Below are 3882 nucleotides of genomic sequence, written 5' to 3' on the forward strand. Positions count from 1 at the left end.
GGCGGCTCCGCCGGGGCGACGCGGGCGCCGTCGTGGCGCGGGTGGAGATGGCGGAGCTGTCGGCGGAGGCGCGGGCCCGGGCGGCGCGCGAGATCCTGTCGCATCTCGGGTGAGGCCGGGGGACGGATTTGCCGGCAAATCCGGGCCGGAAATGCCGGCATTTCCGGCGCCGCGCGCGGCAGTCGCCCGCCTTCCCCCTTGGCCTTTGCCCCCGCCTTCGGTAGTCCCTCACCCGGACGCGAGAGATGAGGCAGGGACGCCATGGACAAGACCTTCGACGCAGGCGAGGCCGAGGCCCGGATCTACGAAGCCTGGGAGACGGCGGGCGCCTTCCGCGCCGGCGCCAACGCGAAGCCGGGCGCCGAGGCCTTCTCGATCATGATCCCGCCGCCGAACGTCACCGGCGTCCTCCATGTCGGCCATGCCTTCAACAACACGCTGCAGGACGTGCTGACGCGCTGGCACCGGATGCGGGGTTTCGACACGCTCTGGCAGCCGGGCACCGACCACGCGGGCATCGCCACCCAGATGGTCGTCGAGCGCGAACTCGCGAAGGAGGGCAAGTCCCGCCGCGACATGGACCGCGCCGAGTTCCTCTCCCATGTCTGGGCCTGGAAGCAGACTTCGGGCGGCACGATCCGGCGGCAGCTCAAGCGCCTCGGGGCGTCGTGCGACTGGAGCCGCGAGGCCTTCACCATGTCGGGCGCCCCGGGGGCGCCCGCGGGCGAGGAGGGCAACTTCCACGACGCCGTCATCCGCGTCTTCGTCGACATGTACGAGAAGGGCTACATCTACCGCGGCAAGCGGCTGGTGAACTGGGACCCGCATTTCGAGACGGCGATCTCCGATCTCGAGGTCGAGAACACCGACGTGCAGGGGCACATGTGGCACTTCAAGTACCCCCTGGCCGGCGGTGCGACCTACACGTATTTGGAGAAAGATGAAGACGGGAACGTGATCCTCGAGGAGGAGCGCGACTACATCTCCATCGCGACGACGCGGCCCGAGACGATGCTGGGCGACGGGGCGGTGGCGGTGCATCCCTCGGACGCGCGCTATGCGCCGATCGTGGGCATGCTCTGCGAGATCCCGGTGGGCCCGAAGGAGCATCGCCGCCTCATCCCGATCATCACCGACGAGTATCCCGACCCGGCCTTCGGCTCGGGCGCGGTGAAGATCACGGGCGCGCATGACTTCAACGATTACGGCGTCGCGAAGCGCGGCGGCATCCCCTGCTACCGGCTGATGGACGGGCGGGCGCGGATGCGCGAGGACGGGCTGCCCTACGAGGAGGCCGCCGCCGTCGCGCGGGAGGTTGCGGAAGGAACCCGCACGCTCAGCGAGGCGGAGGCCGACCTCCTGAACCTCGTGCCCGGGCACCTGCGCGGGCTCGACCGGTTCGAGGCGCGGAGCCGCGTGGTCGCGGAGATCACCGCCGAGGGGCTCGCCGTGATGACGCGCGCCGACGATCCGCGCCTCGGCAAGGCGGCGGCGAAGTCCGGCGCCGAGGGGGCGGACGCGCGGGTGCCGCTGGTGGAGGAGAAGGTCATCACCCAGCCCTTCGGCGACCGCTCGAAGGTGGTGATCGAGCCGATGCTGACCGACCAGTGGTTCGTCGATACCGCGAAGATCGTGGGCCCCGCGCTGGACGCGGTCCGCGACGGGCGGACCACGATCGTGCCCGAGCAGCACCGCAAGGTCTATTTCCACTGGCTCGAGAACATCGAGCCCTGGACGATCTCGCGCCAGCTCTGGTGGGGGCACCAGATCCCGGTCTGGTACGGCTTCGACCTCGCGGCCCACGGCTATCGCGACGACGAGGGGGACGGCGCGCTCGACGAGGTGGAGATGCTGCGGCTCCTGAACGCGCAGACGCTTCTCGAGGGTGAGGACCGGCACCATTGCGCCGCCGATTTCGAGGCCGTCGCGGGCCGGTTCGCGGACGTGCTCGCGGGCCTGCCGACGCCGCTGAACCATGCGCGTGTGGTCGAGGTGGCCGACCGGCACGCGGCGGCGCACATGCTCGGCGCCTGCCTCGCGCAGTACGAGATCGACCAGGACCCGACGAAGCTGGTCTATCCCGTCTGGCGCGACCCGGACGTGCTCGACACCTGGTTCTCCTCGGGCCTCTGGCCGATCGGCACGCTCGGCTGGCCGCAGGACACGCCCGAGCTGCACCGCTACTTCCCGTCCTCGGTTCTCATTTCGGGCTTCGACATCATCTTCTTCTGGGTCGCCCGGATGATGATGATGCAGCTCGCGGTCGTGGGCGACGTGCCCTTCCGCGATGTCTACGTCCATGCCCTCGTCCGGGACGAGAAGGGGCGGAAGATGTCGAAGTCGATCGGCAACGTGCTCGATCCCCTCGAGCTGATCGACGAGTTCGGGGCGGACGCGGTGCGCTTCACGCTGACCTCGATGGCCGCGATGGGGCGCGACCTCAAGCTCTCGAAGGACCGCATCCAGGGCTACCGCAACTTCGGCACGAAGCTCTGGAACGCGGCGCGCTTCGCCGAGATGAACGAGTGTCGGCCCGTCCCGGGCTTCGACCCCGCCTCCGTGACGCAGACGGTCAACCGGTGGATCGTGGGCGAGACGGCGCGGGCGCGCATGGCGCATGACGAGGCGCTGTCGGCCTACCGTTTCGATGCTGCGGCCAACGGGCTCTACGCCTTCGTCTGGGGCAGGGTCTGCGACTGGTATCTGGAGTTCGCGAAACCCCTCTTCGCCTCGGGCGACGCGGCCGTGATCGCCGAGACGCGGGCGACGATGGCCTGGGTCATCGACCAGTGCCTCATGCTGCTGCACCCCACGATGCCCTTCGTCACCGAGGAGCTCTGGGGCCAGATCGCGGCGCGGGACACGATGCTCGTCCATGCCGACTGGCCGAGCTACGGGGCGGAGCTGATCGACGCGGAAGCCGACCGCGAGATGACCTGGGTCATCGGGCTGATCGAGGAGATCCGCTCGATCCGGGCGCAGATGCACGTGCCGGCGGGGCTGAAGGTGCAGCTTCTCCAGGCGGAGCTGGACCCGGCCGGGGAGCGGGCCTTCGCCCGGAACGCCGCGATGATCGAGCGGCTCGCGCGCCTGTCGGAGGTGACGCGGGTGGACGCGCTGCCCAAGGGGGCGGCGACCGTGGCGGTGGAAGGCGGCGTCTTCGGCCTTCCCATCGCCGACCTGATCGACGTGGGCGAGGAGAAGGCGCGCCTCGAGAAGGTGCTCGAGAAGCTCGGCAAGGAGATCGGCGGGCTGCGCGGGCGGCTGTCGAACCCGAAGTTCGTCGAGAGCGCGCCCGACGAGATCGTGGACGAGACCCGCGAGAACCTCGCGCAGCGCGAGGAGGAGGAGGGCAAGCTGAAGGCCGCTCTCCTGCGGCTCCGGGAGATCGGCTGAGGGGGAGCGCGGTTTCCGCACGGAAACCGGCCCGGAAAACGCAGGTTTTCCGGGCCCGCTCGTGGTAGGCTCCCGCCCCATGACCGACCGATGGGACAGGCTCGCCGAGAGGCAGATGCGAAAGGCGCTCGCCGAGGGGAAGCTCTCGGGGCTCGCGGGCGAGGGCAAACCGTTGCCCGACCGCCCGGAGGAGGCCTACGTCGACGCGGGCGAGGCCGTCGGCTACCGCATCATGCACGAGCACGGCGCGCTGCCGCATGAGATCGAGCTCCGCAAGGCCGTCGAGGCCGCGAAGGCCGACTATGCGGCCGCCGAAGGGGCGGAGGCGAAGCGCCGCGCCATGGCGCGCATCGCCGAGCTGCAGATGAAGCTTTCCATCGCCGAGGAGGCGCGGCGGCGCTTCATGCGATAGCAGCGTCGTTCGGAAAGCGCGTGCGCCCCCACCCCAACCCCCTGCGCGGGGACTTGCGCGGTTCCGCGCAATGC

General features: G+C 70.1%; 2 protein-coding genes. Both read left to right on the top strand.

The features are described from left to right. The first annotated feature begins 261 nt into the window (after positions 1 to 261). Complete coding sequence (locus ACTS11_RS06125) at positions 262 to 3396, top strand: valine--tRNA ligase (protein WP_442639451.1); 3135 nt, start codon at positions 262 to 264, stop codon at positions 3394 to 3396. A gap of 79 nt (positions 3397 to 3475) precedes the next feature. Next, positions 3476 to 3808 (top strand): J-domain-containing protein, encoded by a 333-nt coding sequence (locus ACTS11_RS06130; RefSeq protein ID WP_442639452.1) that lies wholly within the window; start codon positions 3476 to 3478, stop codon positions 3806 to 3808. Positions 3809 to 3882: the final 74 nt, after the last annotated feature.

The sequence above is a fragment of the Roseicyclus sp. genome, assembly GCF_052168335.1.
Taxonomy (GTDB): domain Bacteria; phylum Pseudomonadota; class Alphaproteobacteria; order Rhodobacterales; family Rhodobacteraceae; genus Roseibacterium.